This is a genomic window from Pedobacter sp., assembly GCF_035317785.1.
Classification (GTDB): domain Bacteria; phylum Bacteroidota; class Bacteroidia; order Sphingobacteriales; family Sphingobacteriaceae; genus Pedobacter.
The window spans coordinates 1-17,839 of record NZ_DATHGC010000051.1; the positions used below are offsets into that span (position 1 = coordinate 1).

Annotated in this window: 15 protein-coding genes and 1 pseudogene; 9 read left to right on the plus strand and 7 right to left on the minus strand. The window is 44.7% G+C overall.

Annotated elements, in window-relative coordinates:
• A partial coding sequence (locus VK541_RS03310) for a phosphoribosylglycinamide synthetase C domain-containing protein (RefSeq protein WP_324366893.1) occupies positions 1-367 on the plus strand: 367 nt, incomplete at its 5' end.
• Positions 368-399: 32 nt separating this feature from the next.
• Here the strand turns inward: VK541_RS03310 and VK541_RS03315 are convergent.
• Positions 400-1,617, minus strand: coding sequence for a VCBS repeat-containing protein (locus VK541_RS03315; RefSeq protein ID WP_324366895.1), 1,218 nt, complete (start codon positions 1,615-1,617; stop codon positions 400-402).
• Positions 1,618-1,792: 175 nt separating this feature from the next.
• On the opposite strand from VK541_RS03315, the gene VK541_RS03320 reads away from it, so the two are divergent.
• The gene (locus VK541_RS03320; protein WP_324366897.1) at positions 1,793-2,275 is read left to right on the plus strand and encodes a hypothetical protein; all 483 of its coding nucleotides are present in this window, start codon (positions 1,793-1,795) and stop codon (positions 2,273-2,275) included.
• Positions 2,276-2,398: 123 nt separating this feature from the next.
• Complete coding sequence (locus VK541_RS03325; RefSeq protein WP_324366900.1) at positions 2,399-2,734, plus strand: phage holin family protein; 336 nt, start codon at positions 2,399-2,401, stop codon at positions 2,732-2,734.
• 208 nt (positions 2,735-2,942) lie between these two features.
• On the opposite strand, the gene VK541_RS03330 is transcribed toward VK541_RS03325, so the two are convergent.
• Both VK541_RS03330 and VK541_RS03335 read right to left on the minus strand, forming a co-directional pair.
• Positions 2,943-4,088, minus strand: coding sequence for a TlpA disulfide reductase family protein (locus tag VK541_RS03330; protein ID WP_324366902.1), 1,146 nt, complete (start codon positions 4,086-4,088; stop codon positions 2,943-2,945).
• Between the two features lie 76 nt (positions 4,089-4,164).
• A complete protein-coding gene (locus VK541_RS03335) occupies positions 4,165-5,346 on the minus strand; it encodes a formimidoylglutamase (protein ID WP_324366904.1) in 1,182 nt (393 codons plus the stop codon).
• Between the two features lie 75 nt (positions 5,347-5,421).
• On the opposite strand from VK541_RS03335, the gene VK541_RS03340 reads away from it, so the two are divergent.
• The 6 genes from VK541_RS03340 to VK541_RS03365 all read left to right on the plus strand — a co-directional run bounded on the left by VK541_RS03340 (position 5,422) and on the right by VK541_RS03365 (position 12,919).
• Complete coding sequence (locus VK541_RS03340; protein ID WP_324366906.1) at positions 5,422-6,387, plus strand: NAD-dependent epimerase/dehydratase family protein; 966 nt, start codon at positions 5,422-5,424, stop codon at positions 6,385-6,387.
• Positions 6,388-6,395: 8 nt separating this feature from the next.
• Positions 6,396-7,694 (plus strand): HAD-IB family phosphatase, encoded by a 1,299-nt coding sequence (locus VK541_RS03345; RefSeq protein ID WP_324366908.1) that lies wholly within the window; start codon positions 6,396-6,398, stop codon positions 7,692-7,694.
• A 47-nt stretch (positions 7,695-7,741) separates the two neighbouring features.
• Positions 7,742-8,707, plus strand: coding sequence for a tryptophan 2,3-dioxygenase family protein (locus VK541_RS03350; RefSeq protein WP_324366910.1), 966 nt, complete (start codon positions 7,742-7,744; stop codon positions 8,705-8,707).
• A 78-nt stretch (positions 8,708-8,785) separates the two neighbouring features.
• Positions 8,786-9,853 carry a branched-chain amino acid aminotransferase gene (locus VK541_RS03355; protein WP_324366912.1) on the plus strand — a complete coding sequence of 356 codons (1,068 nt, stop codon included), beginning with the start codon at positions 8,786-8,788 and terminating at the stop codon, positions 9,851-9,853.
• A 125-nt stretch (positions 9,854-9,978) separates the two neighbouring features.
• Complete coding sequence (locus VK541_RS03360) at positions 9,979-12,102, plus strand: S9 family peptidase (RefSeq protein WP_324366914.1); 2,124 nt, start codon at positions 9,979-9,981, stop codon at positions 12,100-12,102.
• Between the two features lie 7 nt (positions 12,103-12,109).
• A complete protein-coding gene (locus VK541_RS03365) occupies positions 12,110-12,919 on the plus strand; it encodes a glycoside hydrolase family 16 protein (RefSeq protein ID WP_324366916.1) in 810 nt (269 codons plus the stop codon).
• A 5-nt stretch (positions 12,920-12,924) separates the two neighbouring features.
• On the opposite strand, the gene VK541_RS03370 is transcribed toward VK541_RS03365, so the two are convergent.
• The 4 genes and pseudogenes from VK541_RS03370 to VK541_RS03385 all read right to left on the minus strand — a co-directional run.
• Positions 12,925-14,724 (minus strand): hypothetical protein, encoded by a 1,800-nt coding sequence (locus tag VK541_RS03370; RefSeq protein ID WP_324366918.1) that lies wholly within the window; start codon positions 14,722-14,724, stop codon positions 12,925-12,927.
• A gap of 28 nt (positions 14,725-14,752) precedes the next feature.
• Entirely contained in the window at positions 14,753-16,498 is a 1,746-nt protein-coding gene (locus VK541_RS03375) for a hypothetical protein (RefSeq protein WP_324366920.1), read from the minus strand.
• A 53-nt stretch (positions 16,499-16,551) separates the two neighbouring features.
• On the minus strand, positions 16,552-17,388 hold the full coding sequence (locus tag VK541_RS03380) for a hypothetical protein (protein WP_324366922.1): 837 nt from the start codon (positions 17,386-17,388) through the stop codon (positions 16,552-16,554).
• A gap of 1 nt (position 17,389) precedes the next feature.
• Positions 17,390-17,839, minus strand: a pseudogene (locus VK541_RS03385) (hypothetical protein); the annotation flags it as partial.

The window sequence follows — 17,839 nt, forward strand, 5'->3', positions numbered from 1 at the left end:
CCCGAGAATAGAGAACGATATCGTTGAGCTGTTCGTAGCAGTATCGCAGAAAAAACTGAAAGATTATAAACTAAAGATCAGTAAAAAGAATGCGGCTACCGTGGTGATCGTAGCCGGTGGTTATCCTGGAGAATACGAAAAAGGAAAGTCTGTTTCGGGCATCGACAATGTACGTCAGTCCATCGTATTTCATGCAGGCACTGCTTTGGAAGGTGGTGTCGTCAAAACCAATGGCGGCCGCGTGATTGCTGTTACGAGCCTGCAGGACGGACAGTTTGAAGCATTGCAATCCGCCACAGCAGATGCGGCACGCATTTATTTCGACGGTAAGTATTTCAGAGAAGATATAGGATTTGATTTGATGTAAATATCAATCTTCCTGTGGCGATATATCGGGCCTTATTTCCCAAAAAGCAATCTCGCCTGTGTTCCCCACTGACCAATAAAAAGGTCCGGTTTGCCGTCTTTGTTTACATCGCCAACGGCAATTCCCCAGCTTCTGCCTGTTGCAGATTCCGGAATGACCTCATTGGTCACTGATTTAAAATTCCCCTTGCCATCGTTCTGCAGTGCCTGCATCTGCATCGGCTCGAAAGGAGGGATCTTAAGCGCACTCAGGATAATATCGGGATGCTTGTCATGGTTGAAGTCGAAAATTGCTCCTGCATAAGTAGAAAATTCCTGCTTAGGGATTCTTTTTGCCGTTTCATCTTTAAAGCTCCCCTTGTCATCATTGATCAGCAAACGGGCAGTCGGGTCTTTTTCAAATGGACCGCCATTGCTGGTCAGGTTAAGGAAAAGGATATCAGGTTTTTTATCTCCGTTTGCATCAAACACCAGCACTTCTCTTGTATGTAAAGGAACCGGCAGCTCCAGTTTTTCTGCGTGTTCTGTAAAATGTCCTTTCCCGTCATTAAAGAATAAACGGTTAGGAGGAACCTCGTTTCCCGCGATTAAATCCAGAATTCCATCTCCATTTAAATCAGCTAACTTGACTGATTGTGTTTCCCAGCGCAAGGCCGGCAAGCCCTCTTTTGTATAATCGATAAAATATCCGGGTTTTTTTGGGTCGTTGAGCCACAGGAAATTCTGCGGTGTCGGCCCGGTATTTCCAACGACAACATCCAGCAGGCCATCTCCATTTACGTCTCCGATGTCCAGGCCATTCGCTTCACTTTTTGCAGGCAACCGATCGCTTACATCTCTGAAGGTTCCGTCACCATTTCCTAAATAGAACTCATGGTTCTGGTCATCTTCAGCAACAAAGATCACATCTAAGTTTCCATCTTTATCAAAATCTCCTGCACGTACATGTTCTGTATCGTGCTTTTTTTCTGCAAAGACGCCTTTCTGCCAGGTAAACTTTCCTGTACCGTCGTTCAGGTACAAGCGGTTAGGCAAGTTTTCCAGCGCCAGTACCGCATCCAGATCCCCATCTTTGTCCACATCAGCGAGCACTACATCCAAAGGGTGCGATTCCGGATCAATGGGTAAATGGGTCGTCGTAACGTCTTTGAAATATTTAGTTTCTTTCTTTTGTGAAAAGACATTACAGATAACGACGAGGTTCAGCAGTGCGGTAATCGTATAGATTTTTCCGGATAATGAAAGTTGCATAATTAGAAGATCTTATTGTGTATAACAACCAAGGGGCAATTCAGTTTTCAATTCATCTTCCTTCCCCCTGAATCTATTATTCAGGCAGTTCATCTACTAATTTTCTGTCTTGTTCTATTTTCGCATAATATTGTCCTCAGATAGTTACTGATCTTTCATTTAAAAATTTTCAATTATGAAACACTCCGCATTCAATCAGGCGTTTATGAAGCTGTTTACCCTGATTACATTATGCTTTATTGCATTTGGCTTTACCGGAAATCTGGGACTGGACACTTACGAGGTGTACCTCAATGACAAGCTCATCCTGAAACACTCCGTAAACCAGCCACTGAGCTTAAGGACACTCCAACTGGATAAGGCCACAGCAGATGATCAGCTCCGCATCATCTATACACATTGTATGGTAAAAGGGGCAGGCACAGACAGGAGCCTTGCGATAAAGAATGAGAAAGGGACGATGTTGAAGAAATGGGACTTTGCCAATGCCTCCGGCTCCAATCTTAGTATGACGATACCGGTAAAAGAACTGCTGAAAATAGAAAAGGCCAATGCAGACCATGACCTTAGGCTTTATTATGCTGCGCGGGAGTTGCCTAAAGGTGAAATGCTGGCATTAATTCAGACGGACCAGAAGTCAATTGCAGGAAATAAATAAAAAATATTTTGATCGGGATATAATAATCGGCAGCTAAGTTCGTATTATATACCGAGAGCGTTAATTTAGATAAGCGGTGAATGATCGGTATGATTGTTCACCGCTTTTTTTGTAAATTGCGGTATGAACTTCATTTTGACACTACTCCTTAACGCAGCGATATTATTGGGTATGACCTACTTATTGCCAACGGTAACCATTAAAAACTTTACCACGGCTGTCCTGGTAGCCCTGGTGATCGGCATTTTGAATGCGACAATAGGCTGGTTCTTAAGGTTCCCGCTCAATGTGGTCACATTTGGGCTGTTGTCATTCGTTATCCATTTGGTGGTCACTGCCGTCATGATTAAAATAGCAGATATACTGTTTTCAGATTTCCAGATCAAGGGGTTTACACCTGCAATCATCATCGCATTGGTTATGGCAATCGCGGGAGGCGCCCTTAACTTCATATTTTAAAAAGCCCCGGCTAACTTAGATATTTAATATTCGTTAATAAACGAAAAAGGCCAGAGCCACTAAATAGCTCTGGCCTTTTTTATGCGCCATATTTTCCTTAAAAGTCACCTTCTCTGAAAAGGCATAGGGCATTGCGTTACCTGTCCCGAATTAACTTCGGGAGCTTGTCCCAGCCTTAGAAGAGAATGGTTACTTTTACTTTTAACCCTTACTTTGATTTATTCCCCAGCACTTCTGCCAGTTTGGTTTGCAATTCTTCTCCCCTTACATTTTTAGCAATGATCTTCCCCGTTGGATCAATCAGGAAATTGGCCGGGATCCCGCGGATGCCATATTGCTTCGCAGCTGCATTGTCCCAAAATTTCAGATCCGAAACATGAGTCCAGGTCAATCCGTCCTTCTCAATCGCCTGAAGCCATAGCTCTTTTTTACCGGGCTGATCTAAAGACACACCCAGTACAGTAAAGTTTTTATCCTTAAAGGTATTGTAGGCTTTTACCACATTCGGGTTTTCGGCCCTGCATGGTCCGCACCATGATGCCCAGAAATCAAGCAGTACATACTTTCCTTTGAAATCCGACAGCTTAACGGGTTTATCGTTTACATCATTTTGGGTGAAATCCATTGCCATTGCACCTATTGCAGTATTTCTTCCGGCGGCGAAAAGCTGGGCCATATCTTTGCCTGCTTTAGTCGATTTTAATGAAGGACTAAGCGCAGCGAATGCCTTCTCAGCCTCAGTTGCCTGTTCAGGATCTCCCGCCAGCTGGCCTATAGCCGACAGGCTGACATAAGATTTAGGATTACCTTTAGCATAGCTCAAATAAATTGGCGCTAAACCCTTTGAGATGTTTTCATATCGTTCCTGCAATGGTTTCACCATCGCTTCGTCCTTCTTCTGATCTGCTGACAGCTTTGCGTAATCTGCATTTACGACATTCAGCTGATCGGTCACAGGCTTGGTCAGGGCTTTTAGTTTTTTATCATCGTCATTGATCACCGAGCCGCTGACCGCAGCTTTTTTCAGAGAGTCTGCGCCGCTGATCTTAATTACAGCAGGCTCAATGTAGAGCATGGTCATATCCAGTATCTCTCCGGGAAGGGGGCGTGACACGAAGGGGTTTTTGTTCAGGAACAGATTGGCCCTCGCCGGATCTGTCAATGCTCCTTTAAATGCGAAAGCCCCCTCTTTAACCAGAGCAGAATCAGTAACATCAGCACCATTGGCTTTGTAAACCAGATAAATCTTATCCCCCGTCTTTAAGCCTTTGATATTGCCGGTTACGCTAAAAGGCTTTTGTGCAAATACCGCTAATGGCAATAACGCCGCAGCAGTGAGTACTAATTTTTTCATCAATTTTAATGTTAGTTTTTTATGATTGTTCAAATGTATGTCAATGAGGACATATAACGTTAATTCAGATGTAAAATTATAATAGCTTTTGATAGGTCCGCCACCACAGATCAGGCATTTCACCATTCACCGCTGTTGTATAATCATCGTACCGGCAAGGCACCAGGTGGAAACGCTCGTTTTTGGAGATCCCGGTTGGATAAGGCACCTGCATCCACCAGCGATCGGATTTTTTACTTTTTACAAACAGCATTTCTCCTGTCCCGTCACTCAGGCTGGCCCTGTAGATCAGGTAGTGGGATTTTGGAGTTAACGGAAAATCTTTCTTACGGTTGTAAAATCCATCTACAAAGTACCAGACCATTTGTGCGAGCAGCATGGCTGTTTGCCCGTTGGTATCAAAGGCCGGGTTAAACTCGTAAAACCCGATCGAGGTAAGTTTATCACTCATGCCGGCATAACGGGCAATGCGGCAGGCCTGCTCTCCGTAAAAGCCATTTGGCCCCGCATTGGCGTTAGCGCCTGCATCCGAGGACCGGATTGCGCCGATATCGAAACTGACCATGTTCGCATTGCGGATGATCGGTTCTGTGATGGAGATGTCCTGAGAAAATTCCCCAAGACGGTGTACATCAAAATACAATTTGCTCATGACCTTCAGGCTGTCCTGGTTCACAAAATAGGTCTGATAACCAATATTGCTAAAATTGAACAGGTAATTGGGCTGGTGCAGCAGGATCTTATTCAGGTAGGTGTCTGATTTGGCAGCCAGACCTTCCTGGTCTTCTTCGTCCAGGTCAAACTTACTGTCGACAACGACAAGGTCCACTTTTTGTTCCAGGGCTTCATACCCAAGGTACTGCGCATAAGTAAGGTCTTGTCCGCCGCCGATGATCACAGGTACAATATTGAGTTTCATCAGTTCAGCGACTACCGTTTTTACCGCCACGTAGGTGTCTGCTATAGTCGCTCCGGCTTTAATATTTCCCAGATCGACTAGTTTACTGTCATAAGCACCCTCATTCAGCACATAAAACTGGGCACGAAAGTAGTCAGGTCCAAGTCCGCAGCCTTCATTATTTACTGCAGCACGGTCATCCTGTACGCCGAAAATGGCAATATCGTATTCATTTTCCGCCAGTTCCGGAAACGCATCAGCAAAAAATACGGTCTTCAAACCCATCTGACTGGTATAAAAACCGGCCCTGGGGCTAAACTTATCTACGTTTAACGGCGAAAAAAAATCTGATAATGACATATCTTACTAAAATGTATGGCATCAAATATCTATTTTTGAGCGCATATTTTAATTAACCGTCCTAAAAAAAATGAAATGATATTAGTTACCGGTGCTACTGGATTTTTAGGAGCAGAATTAATACATCAACTCAGTACAGCCAAAAATAAAATAAGGGCATTAAAGCGTAAGGACTCCTTAATTCCTCCGCTGATCGAAACCAATAAGGACATTGACTGGGTTGTTGCCGACATCAATGACATTTCCGCACTTGAAGATGCCTTTGAGGGCATCACCCAGGTTTACCATTGTGCGGCTTACATTTCATTTAATCCCGGAGACAAGTCAAAATTACTGCGGATAAACATCGAGGGAACCAGCAATATTGTAAACCTTTGCCATGCTTGCGGTGCAAGACTGGTCCATGTCAGCTCTGTTGCTGCACTGGGCAACGCGAAAAAAGGGCAACTGATCACTGAAAAAGATTTCTGGGAATATGATTCCAAAGCGCACAGCTATGCCATTTCAAAATATGAAGGTGAAATGGAAGTGTGGCGCGGCATCGCCGAAGGACTTGAAGCGGTAATTGTAAACCCCTCTGTAATTATTGGTGCAGGAGCGGGTTATACCGGCAGCGGCGCCATATTTAAACTGGTAAAAGAAGGTTTATCCTATTATACCAAAGGGGCGACAGGAATTGTTGATGTTCAGGATGTGGCGAAAAGTATGATCGCGCTGATGAACAGCGGGGAAAGCGGGGAACGATATACCCTCTCTTCTGAAAACTACCATTACCGGCAGTTCTTTGCCGAGATCGCAAAAGGTTTTGGGGTAAAGGCACCTTCCAAAGAAGCCACACCCTGGATGCTGGGCATCGCCTGGAGGGCCGCCCGCCTTGCTGCTTTGTTTACAGGCAAGCCCGCAGCGCTGACCAGCGACGCGGCACGCAGTAGCATCAATAAAAGTTTATACAGCAACGAAAAGATAAAGCGCACTATCGGGATACGATTTAAACCCCTTAATCAAAGTATCGCAGAAGTGTGTGCGGCATTGAAAACCTAAATAACCACATGAAACAAAAAAATATTTACATCATCGATTTTGACAGCACCTTTACCCAGGTGGAAGCACTGGATGAGCTGGCACGAATATCCCTGAGCAAGCATCCTGACAAAGAAGCTATCTTCCAGAAGATAGAAGACCTGACAAATCTGGCCATGGAAGGAAGACTATCCTTTAGTGAAAGTCTGGCACAGCGCGTGAAATTGCTCGAAGCCAATGAAGATCATCTGAAACAGCTGATCACCAGGTTAAAGAAAAAAGTCTCAGCTTCATTTTCCCGCAATGCGGATTTTTTCAAGAAACATGCTGACGAAGTACTGATCGTTTCTGGTGGCTTCAAAGAGTTCATCACCCCGGTAGTGAGCCGTTACCACATCAAAAAAGAGAATATTTATGCCAATACTTTTGTGACCACCGGCGACGGAAAGATCATCGACTACGATCATGCCAATCCGCTGAGTGAAGAGGGCGGCAAAGTGAAGCTGATGCAGCAGATGAACCTGGAGGGAAATCTTTATGGTATTGGCGACGGATATTCTGACTTTCAATTGCGCGAAAGCGGGCTGATCAAGAAGTTCTATGCTTTTACTGAAAATATTTCAAGAGAGAGCATCGTCAAAAAAGCAGACCATGTCACACCAAGTTTCGACGAATTTTTATATGTAAATGACCTGCCCAGGGCCATATCCTACCCAAAAAACAGGATCCTTTGTCTGGTTATCGGAGACGTTGACCCAAAAAGTGTGGAGATGCTGAAAAAAGACGGCTTTTCGATCCGTCACAAGGATTCATTTGAAGAAAAATATGTTGCCGACGTGCACATGATGCTCCTTGCGGACGGGGAGAAAATGGACCAGGAGAAATTGAAAAGAGCAGTAAAATTAAAGACTTTAGGTTACCTGGGCAGCGCAAAACAAAAAGTGGATATTGCAACCTGCACCGAACAGGGTATCGTTGTGTTTGATGATGTGAAGCACAATCCGCATAACCTCACTTTCATCCCAAAACGGATGATCGATTTTATGAACACAGGCACCACCTACCTGAGCTGCAACTTCCCCAACCTGCAGTTGCCAAGGATCGAAAAATCACACCGGCTGATCCATATCCATAAGAATGTACCGGGAATTATGGCCAAGGTAAACACCATATTTGCCAAACATGACATCAATATCGTCGGACAATTCCTGATGACCAATCCGAGTATAGGCTATGTGATCACTGACATCAATGCGCAATACGACAAACAATTGTTTAAATCTCTCAAAAAGATTGAGCATACCATAAAATTCCGTGTACTGTATTAACTCTTGAGCCGGGGTTTAGTTACATTTGCAGGAACTAACTTACTTTAATGGAATTAACACCCCAAATCAAAGACAAACTGGACCAGCTGCAGGAGAAGTATGCAGCGATGGGCCAGGACATGTCTGCTTACCTGGACGGTTTATTGTACGCTGATTTTTTAACGTACTGGGATTATATCCATCTCGATACGCTGCTGAGTCTTCAAAACCCCAAAACGCCTTTCCCTGATGAAGAGATCTTTATCATGTACCATCAGATCACAGAACTGTATTTTAAACTCTCGTTACACGAATTCCGGCAAATTGCCGAACATACAGACCTGACCGCAAAGTTCTTTACCGAACGGGTAAAGCGCATCAATGCTTATTTTAATGCATTGGTCACCTCGTTTGAGGTCATGGTCAACGGAATGGAAAAGGAACAGTTCCTGAAATTCCGGATGTCATTGCTGCCGGCCAGCGGCTTTCAGTCGGGCCAGTACCGCATGATCGAGATCTGTGCCACCGACTTTGGCAGGCTCATTGACAAAAGCAAGCGCGAAGAGCTGGCAAACGCAACTATAGAAGAACAGTTTGAATACATCTACTGGAAGTTTGGCGCTACAGAACTGGCCAGCGGCAAGCAGACGCTTACCCTGAAGCAATTCATCAGCAAATACGCAAATCAGTTTCTTCAGCTGGTCAAAGACCGCAGGGAAACCAATTTTACAGCGCTTTACGATAAGCTTGCTGCAAAAGGCGAAGATGTTTCAGCCCTGGCAGATGAACTCCGGAAACTGGACTTGTATGTGAACGTGGAATGGCCGCTTTCTCACTACAAATCCGCAGTGCGCTATCTGGAAAGGGATCCGGTGGACATTGCTGCCACAGGCGGCACCAACTGGCAGAAATATTTACCGCCGCGTTTTCAGAAAAGAATCTTTTACCCCTTCTTATGGACGGAAGAACAAATCGAGGAATGGGGCAAAAGCTGGGTGCTTAGTGTTCTCAAAACACTTAGAAATGAGGCATAAACAAATCTTTATTGCAAAATAAAAACACTTTTACAGCCCAATTATTCTTATTTTTACCACAATATATTTTTTACTAAAATGAACGAGACGTTGGACATTACGATCAGCAAGGCTGATCAGAGCAGATTAACGGTAACAGATTTTTCTCAGTTGCCTTTCGGAAAGGTATTTTCCGATCACATGTTTATTGCGGATTATAATAACGGGGAATGGTCGAACCTGCAGGTCCTGCCATATGGTCCCGTCCCAATGAGCCCTGCCATTTCTGCCCTTCACTACGGACAAGCTATTTTTGAAGGACTGAAAGCTTATCGCCAGGCTGACGGCAGGATCAGCGTTTTCAGAGCTGAGAAGAATTTTGAGCGTTTCAACAAATCCGCACACCGCATGGCACTGCCTGCAGTCCCTGAAGAGATATTCATGCAGGGTATCGCCGCACTGATTGAAATAGACGAGAAATGGGTTCCTGCGCAGGACGGTTATTCGCTATATATCCGTCCGGTGATGTTTGCCACAGATCCTTATCTTGGTGTTAAGGCTTCAGACTCTTATAAGTTTGTCCTGATGACTACGCCAACGGGCCCATATTATAGCAAAGCACTTACAGTTAAAATTGAAACAGAATATACACGTGCTGACGATGGCGGAGTGGGTTATGCTAAAACCGCGGGCAACTACGCCAGATCAATATATCCTTTTCAGGAAGCAATGAAAGAAGGTTTTGACCAGCTGATCTGGACTGATGCCGCGACTCACGAATTTATCGAAGAAGCCGGAACAGCAAACCTGATCTTTGTGATTGACGGCAAACTGGTAACGCCTTCCGTAAGAAGCACTGTTTTAGACGGGGTTACCCGTGATACGATCATCACCCTGGCTAAAAAAGCAGGAATTGGCGTGGAAGAAAGACGTGTGAGCGTGAAAGAAGTGATCGCAGGAATAGAAAATGGCAGCCTGACCGACGCTTTTGCAGCAGGAACCGCAGCTACCGTAACCCCTATTGGCCAGATTGGCTATGAAGGCAAGCTCTATACCTTAACAGACCCGGCTACCCGTACCATTTCGGCAGGTATCGCCAAAACTCTGAATGACATCCGTTACGGATTGATCCCGGACGAATTTGGATGGAACTGGACGGTGAAATAATTTTATTTATCAATTTTTAAAAGGGCGCCTTTTGTAAAGGCGCCTTTTTTATGCATTAGGTTTTTTTATGATACTTTAGTAATTTACATTTTGTAATACAACACCCGAAACCCAGTAGCCCTTTCATGAAAAAACTTTTACTTTTTATACTCATTTTGTCCTTTTGGTTTGCAACAGGTACCGCCGAAGCCCAGTTAAAAAAACTTTCGCAACAGCAGATATTCAATGGTCAGCCCTCATTGACCAAAAGCATGAATTATATAACAGGCTGGGCCGATGATAGCCATTATATTGAAATAGATACCAAAGACCGCAAGGCCTATGCAGTCGATGTCAAATCAGGTGCAAGATTACCCTATACCCCGCCTCCTAAATCTGATGTGGACCTGACCATCAATAACAATGACATTTATATACAATACGGTAAAACCGAACCAAAAAGACTGACCAGCAATACCGAAGAGGAAAAAAATCCCACACTTTCTCCGGACGGCAAATATGTAGCTTTTACACGCGAGAACGATCTTTATGCCGTGGAGGTTGCCACGGGCAAAGAAATCAGGTATACTACTGATGCCACGGATGTAATCTACAACGGCTGGTCTTCCTGGGTGTATTATGAAGAAATCCTGGGCAGGGCAACCAATTATAAAGCGTTTTGGTGGGCACCTGACAGCGAACACCTTGCATTCATGCGTTTTGACGATACTAAAGTACCCGTATTCCCGATCAACGGATCAACTGGTCAGCATGGCTATACAGAAAAAACACGTTACCCGAAAGCCGGTGACCCCAACCCTGAAGTAAAAGTAGGCTTTGTAAAAACAAGCGGTGGCCCGGTAGTATGGGCTGATTTCAATGAAAAAGACGATCAGTATTTTGGCACACCTTACTGGAGCTATGATGGCAGCAACCTGATGGTGCAATGGATGAACCGCGGACAGGACAACCTTAAATTCTATGCTGTAAACCCCGCCAGCGGCAAGAAAAAGGAGATCTATGATGAGAAGCAGCCTTCATGGGTAGATCTCGATTATGATGGCCGGATTGAATACCTTCAGGATAAGAAACATTACATCCTCAAAAGCGACAAAACAGGCTGGGCACATTTCTACCTGTACACACTGGACGGGATGCCCGTTAATCCGATCACCAGCGGCAAATGGCAGGTGAATAATTTAGTACATATTGATGAGAAGAATAAGGTCGTTTATTTCATGGCGCGTAAGGAGGCTTCAACCCGCACTGACCTGTATCGTGTTGATTATAACGGCAAAAATTTAAAGCGTTTGACTTTTGGCAGCTACAACAACCAGGTCCAGATGTCAGCTAACGGATCTTATTTCATCACCACGTATTCCAATGTATCTACACCGACCAAAAGGACCCTGCTGGACAGTAACGGGAAGATCATTAAAGAGCTGGGCGACAGCAAATCTGAAGACTTTGCAAAGTATACTTTCGGCAAAACGGAAATGATTACGATCCCTACTGATGATGGATATAACCTGCCGGCATTTATTACCTATCCGGTAGATTTTGACCAGGGCAAAAAATACCCTGTAGTGATGAGCATTTACGGTGGCCCAAATGCCGGCAACGTCACTGATACCTGGAAAGGCACAGGGAGTCAATGGTGGGCCAATGAAGGCATCATACAGATTTCTGTAGACCATCGGGCATCGGGCCAGTTTGGTAAAGAAGGCGTTGCTTTAATGCACCGCAACCTGGGCAAATGGGAAATGAAAGACTATACCACCGCAGCCAGATGGCTAAAAGCCAAAGCCTGGGTAGACAACAAAAAGCTGCTGATTACCGGGCACAGCTATGGCGGCTACATGACCTGCCTGGCGCTGACCAAAGGTGCAGATGATTTTGATTTCGGCTATGCCGGAGCTCCGGTGACCAGCTGGGAGCTGTACGATACCAATTACACCGAACGCTTTATGGATACCCCGCAGGAAAATCCTGAAGGTTATAAAAATGGTTCTGTACTTACTTACGCAGACAATTACAAAGGCCTGCTGCGCATTATGCACGGCGATATGGACGACAATGTCCACATGCAAAACACCATACAGCTGGTGGATAAGCTGCAAAATGCAAACAAGCACTTCGAGCTGATGATCTATCCGGGCGGCAGGCATGGCTGGGGCGGAACCAAAACACCGCATGACCGTGCGGAACGCTTCCGCTTCTATTACCAGAACCTGCTCAGCAAACCTGTTCCTGAGGAACTGCTCAAATAACCACAAAATGAAAACATTAAACTATCTTTTGCTCGCCGCGATCCTCTCTTCTTCCATTGCAGGATCAGCGCAGACCTCTGCATCCAAAAGCAAGGCAAAGAAGACACTGGTCTGGCGGGATGAATTTAAGCGTAAAGGACTCCCTGACTCTGCCAAATGGGGTTATGAGGAAGGCTTCATCCGGAACAGGGAAAGTCAGTATTATACCAGGGCGCGACTGGAGAACTGTCATATCAAGGGGGGAAAGCTGATCCTGGAATCGATAAAAGAAAAGTATAAAAACGCGGAATACACATCCGCAAGTATCAATACACTGGGCAAACAGCAGTTCGAAGGTGACTTCAGAATAGAGATCAGGGCAAAGATCCCCTCAGGCAAAGGCATCTGGCCGGCACTCTGGATGATGGGCAGTAACGTGAGAGAAGTGGGCTGGCCCAAATGCTTTGAATTTGACATCATGGAATTTGTGGGCAAAGAACCAGGTACCATACACGGCACTTTTCACTGGTGGGAGCCGGATGCCGACAAATCAAAGCAGCACAAAAGCAAAGGCAGCAAAATTAAATTTGACGACCTGCACAAGAAATATCATGTATACGGCCTGGAGCGGAAAGGTGACACCGCAACTGTCTTTGTGGACGATAAAGTCTTCTTCAGCATGGCCGCGCCGGTCAATGCTTATAAAGATTCGTTTACTTCACCAGTATACCTGCTCATAAATACCGCGGTCGGCGGTGAATGGGGCGGCCCGATAGATGATGCGATCTTTCCTCAAAAGCTTTATATTGATTATGTAAGGGTATTTAAGCTGGAATAAAAGAATTACCTGGGCTGGCTTTGCCGGGTCCGCCGTTTTTGCCGCTCCGCACGCCGCTTGTCCCTGTCAGTCTTCATCTTTTCAAATTTAGCGATCTGGTTTTTGATCTTATTTTCTTTTTCCGCAGTTACGCCAACGCTATATTTGATCCCCTGGAAAAGCGTCCGCCATACAAAATTAAAGAAAGAAGCAGTTTTTACCCGCTCATAATGAATTGGCGCGCTCACCAGAACGCCGACCTGGTTTGGATTATCAGAATTAATCACCATAGCGTTGGCAAGAAATGACATAAACCCTTTCTTGACCAGGCGTTCTCTGCCTTCCTCTTTTTTAAGCAAGGCTACTGAAAGCCCATTAAAGGCAAATTTCAGATTCCCCCTGGCCACACGATCATTGGCTTTGATATCAAACTCCAGTTTTTTTATTCTCCCCCGCTTCACCTCTACCATACCCAATGGTTTTGTAATGCGGTTTAGTTCACGGCCATCCATTGCCCCCAGCACTCCCTGATAAGAAAACGCACCGTCTGCGGCCTTCAGGTCAAACCTGAATTTCACATCCAGCCGGCCTTTTCCCATCATGTAAGAAGTTAGATTGGCAAACATATAAGGATTTTTTAATTTGGCTTTTTCAGTATTGGTAATGTTGGTAATCGTGCCCGATGTCTTCTCAAAGGTAATCTTGCCTTTTTGATGGCTCTGCTTATCGTATTCAGCATAGCAAATGTCAACATTGTTCAGGTTGAGCTGCTTGACAGTTAACTGCCCTTTTGCTTTTTGCAGCAGCTGCTGCGGATACTGCCCCGTCTTTACCACTTTTTCCCTTTCCAGCATATTGTTGTTAAACACTTCGACAAATCCATTGGCAATATTCATTTCTTTCGCATAAAGTTCCTGTTTACGCACATAAAGCGGCAGGTCTATTCCTTCCAGGCTCAGATCGCTCATCTCAATATTAAACCTGTCCCTGGCAAAACCGGTCGCCTGGCCAAACTGCATTTCGGGGTAGCGGGGTACCACACTAAAACTCTTAATGTTGAGTTTACCCGATGATCCTCTGAAATCCAGCTGGTTCAGATTGATGTGGTATAAGCTATCCGGTGTGGCATAGGTATAATTGTTCAGGTTAATGATGATGTCCTTCAGCAGGTAAAGCCTGTTTTTGTCCCTGGCAGAAGCAGAATCTATAAGCCAGTCTTTTAACGTAATGTTGAGATTTCTGATAGAATCGATCTCTGGAACCTGCAAGTTATTGTTGACGTATTTGAAACTGATGTTTTTCAGGTCAATAGTACTTACCTTCAATTCCTTCAGGTATTTCGAAATATAATGATACGGCGAGTTTTCAGCATTTTCGGATTTTGACTCGTTAAAATCAAAAGCCTGGTTGATCATTACCACGTCCGGGTTGTCGAACAGCAAAACATCGATTTTTAGCTTTTTGTGCCTCAGCAGTCTTCCGGGATGGAAATTCTTAATCCCCAGCTTCTTCAGAGTAATGTAATACACATTATTTGGCGCTCTTCTTTCGTCGATCAGCTGTTTAAACACACTGGTATCGGGAATGATCTTCACATCACTCAATGAGGCTCTGCCAGTGATCAGGTTCATACTGATCTCGGAAAATTCTATCCGGTAAAGGCTGTCAGTGGCGTCAAGCACGATTTCCTTGATCTGGGTTTTGACTATGGGTTTCAGTTTTGCGCTAAAGTACCCGGCAGTGACCATCAACAGCAGGAAGGCAAAAAGCAAGAGACCTATTACCCACTTCAGGGTACCATAATTCTTTCGCACTTTTTTACTCATAGGCCGGACCTTTTATCCTCAATATACGTCAATTTTTCTGCTTCAGTTTATCGTTTACCTTTTTCATGGCCTGCTCAGGAGTTTTAACAGGGATGGCTCCCAAGCCCACAGTTTCCCGTATCCCGATAAAAACACCTTTCCAGAGTTCATTGAAGAACGAGGCTGCCGGAGTCCGGGTAAAAGTCGTTCTGGCCACCCTCGGTGCCTCTCCCTTGTCAGGATTGTTATTTTTGATCAGCAGGGTATTTGCCAGAAAAGAGAGAAATCCTTTTTTCTTTGGTGCCTGACCATCTTCACTTTCCGAGAGCAGCTTTACTTTGAGGTCTGTGTAATAAAAACGGACCGTGCCCGATGAACCTTTACTATTGGCCCGGATATCAAAGTCCGTTTTTTGCATCTTTCCACGCTCAATCTCCACCAGTCCCATATTTTTTGCCATCGGATTGAGTACCAGCAGATTCATTGCCCCCACACTACCCTTGTAATGAAAGGCTGCGTTCTTGTCGGTGAGGTTAAAATCGATGCGCACATCTATCCTGCTGGTCTTCATGACCAATGCACTCAGGCTGGCAATGGCATGATTGTCTTTCGCGAGCCGTGAACTGTCATTGGTCAGGTTAGTGATCCTTCCCGTCAGGTTCTGAAAATAGACCGTTCCTCTCTTTTGACTTATGGGATTGTATTCGGTATAGGCCACATCGATATTTTTAATGATCACGCTGTCAATGACTGTTGGCACCGGGATCCTTCTGACTGCCACATTAGGGAAATTGCGTACTTTATCAAAGTTGGGCGGGGGCGGCAATTCCCTGTTTACAAATATACCCGCTTTAGCCGGACCAATCTTCAGTGACCTTGCATAAAAGCTGCCCTCATCATTCAGTTTCACAAAGTCCAGCCCCTCCAGGCTGATCTCATCAAAATTAAGATCATACCGGTCTTTCCCGTATTTATACTTCCTGCTAAAGGTCAGGTCCGGATACATCGGAATGAGTTGAAATCCTTTTACCCTGACGGTCTTTTCTGCCACAGAACCCGCTATCGTATCAATCTTCATCGTATACATTTTATCTTTTCCCAAAGATCTGTACCCTGTGAGCTCAAAAGCGATGTCCCTGGTATAATAAACACGGGTACTGTCAAACTGGGACAAAGAGTCAATCAGCAGGTCCTTTACATTTACAGAAAGATGCTTTACCGAATTCAGCGGTTTTAGTGTGCGTCCATTGATGTAATCAAAATCTGCATCTACAATTCTGATCGATTTTACATGAACGGACCTGAGCGTTTTGGAGATCAGCTGATACAAAGTGCGCTCATCCTTTACCGTATCTGTTCTTTTAGGGACCTGGTACCGGATCATATTTATAGAGGGCTGATCCAGTACGATCGAATTCATTTCAATCCTCTTTTTAAAATAAGCGGTCAGTATACTTACACGATTAACCTGCAGTTTTTTAAGTTTTAACTGAAACAGATGAACAGGTGCCTGCCGCAAAGCTTTGAGCCTATTGAACACCAACGTGTCCGGGCTTAGCGAAACGCTGTCCAAAACAGCAGTTCCGGTCAAAAGATTGAGCCGTATATCCTGAAAATTAATCCGGTAAAGGTGATTGGAGCCCTCATATATACCGTCCTTTATTTTTTCTGTAAGCAGCGGTTTCCACCTGGCATTCAGGTATAGCGCCGCGCCCACTGTCAGCAGGATCAGCAAGACTAAAATAGCACCGACCCACTTTAATACTTTATATTTCCCAGATCTTTTTTGTACCATAATGATAATTGCGGATAGCATTACCCATGCAATATCAGGGCCACAAATGTGATTTATAGCTCTTTGGCCCTGTACCTTCGGAAATCCACGTCATTCACAGAAAAATATCCCTGCGCATTTCCGGATATATTTCCTTCAACATTGACCGGCACACTGGAAAAAAGACCGCTCCAGTCAGTTTCCATAAATACTGAATAAAGATAGGCCGCATATTTTTCAGAAAGCGAAATCTTATAGATCGTCACAAAATCATCCTGCCCCAGCACAAAGTCCCGTTTTAAATTATTGAGCGGGTAAAGCGAGTTTGGGGATCCCAGAAGATGAGTATAACTGTAGTAATTTGTCTGGTCAAACCTGGAGGGGTTCCACGATGGAATGTCCAGGTAAGCGATAAACCACTTATTGGGGTTGATATATCCAAAGGTATGTTTTGGAATAGTTCCCCGGATGGCACTCTCCGATAATGGCCGCGTAGACAGGGGGAGGAAGTCATCGATGATATTCACCACCTGTCTCAGCGTATCTACAGCAGTATAGGTCTTGTTGTCATAAATGATCGTAAGCTTATAGGCCTTATTGTAATTGGCATCGTTCCTGTTCGTGCCGGTATATACTCCTGGTGTAGCGGTCTCTTTAAAAACGATATCAAACCTGCTGTCGTTCACCACCACCGAGGCATTACTGATCGGTGCAGGCGCCAGTTCCGGCGATGTAGCCGGCCTGGTGAGCCTGATGTACTGCGAACTCAGCAAAGTATTGATCCCGCCCTCAACAGCCAGGTCATAGACACGTACAGGCTTCAAAAAAGTATCCTTCTCAAAAGAATCCTTTACACAGCCTGCAGTCAGCAGCATTGCCAAAATCACTATGCAGAGTTTCACGCCGTTCATATCATAATTTAAAACTATAAGCTACCCATGGATAAAACCCAAAGCCGTATTCTACATTACTTTTGCCGTTACCGGTCGACGAATTAAGATGGTAATATAGCGGATTCTTGCGGTTATAAAGGTTATAAGTACCTACCGAAATGACATGCGATAAATTTCTTTTTCCCAAACCCCTGGTCTGCAGCCTGTATTGCGCCGAAACGTCGAGCCTGCTGAAATCCGGAAATCTCGAAGCATTTCGTCCCTCATAAATGGGAACGTTCAATCCATCATGCTGATAATACCCAACGGGTAGTGTCAGTGGCCTTCCTGTAGAGTAAGTAAAGAACGACTGGAAAGAGAATTTGCTGTTCATGTCAAATTTTCCTGTCAGTTTCAGCTCATGCGGAATGTCATAATTGGCCACAAACTTGTTTCCAAAATTAATGTCGGCAATCTTTCTGAAAACCCG